The sequence below is a fragment of the Nocardia pseudobrasiliensis NBRC 108224 genome (assembly GCF_001613105.1).
Lineage (GTDB): Bacteria > Actinomycetota > Actinomycetes > Mycobacteriales > Mycobacteriaceae > Nocardia > Nocardia pseudobrasiliensis.
The window spans coordinates 1-838 of sequence record NZ_BDBS01000100.1; the positions used below are offsets into that span (position 1 = coordinate 1).

Consider the following 838-nt stretch of genomic DNA (forward strand, 5'->3'; position numbering starts at 1 on the left):
CGGGATCGGTAGCAGGAACCGTTGTCGGTCAACACTTTCCGGACGGTGATGCCGTGGCGGGCGAACCAGGCGGCGGCGCGGGTCCAGAACGCGGCGGCGGTGTCTTTGCGTTCGTCTGCCAGCAGCTCGCTGTAGGCCAGGCGGGAGTGGTCGTCGAGCGCGGTGTGCAGGTAGTGGTAGCCGCGCAACGGGTTGTGATAGCGGTTGACGACTCCGCTGGTCTTGTCGGCCTGGGCATTTCGGTTACCGGCGGTCCGGCCGAGTTTGCGCCAGCCGCCGCCGGCGGGGATCCTGCCGAGTTTCTTCACATCGACGTGGATCAACTCGCCGGGACGGGCGTGTTCGTAGCGGCGTACCACACGCCCGGTGGCGCGGTCCAGCCATCGCAGCCGGGCCAGACCGTAGCGCGCCAAGACCCGATGCACCGTCGAGGGATTCAACCCCAGCAGATACCCGATCCGGGCCGGGCCCCACCGCCGCAACACCCGCACCTTGATGATGCGCCGCTCGGTGCGCGTCGGTGTCCGGCGCGGGCTGTGGTGCGGGCGGCTGGACCGATCCGCCATCGCGGCCTCGCCCGCGCACCGGTACCGGTCGGCCCATCGCTTCGCGGTGGTATGAGAAACCTGGAACCGTTCAGCGGCACGCCGCAGCGGCCAGCCGTCCTCGACGACACAACGAGCCAGCCGCAACCGGCCCAACTCCGACAACGGCGCATTACGGTGGGACACGAAGACCTCCGGTGAGTTCGGTGCGTTCCTAGACAGCTCGCACTTCACTCGGAGGTCTTCGCCTTGTCAGCTCGCCACGCCGTCACCAACGTCCGTGGTCAGTACAA

1 protein-coding gene is annotated in these 838 nt (G+C 68.1%); it reads right to left on the reverse strand.

The annotated features are described in order from the left end of the window. Window positions 1–731, reverse strand: a 731-nt coding sequence (locus NP4_RS39465; protein WP_068009998.1) for an IS481 family transposase, incomplete at its 3' end; no start/stop codon positions are given. Window positions 732–838: the final 107 nt, after the last annotated feature.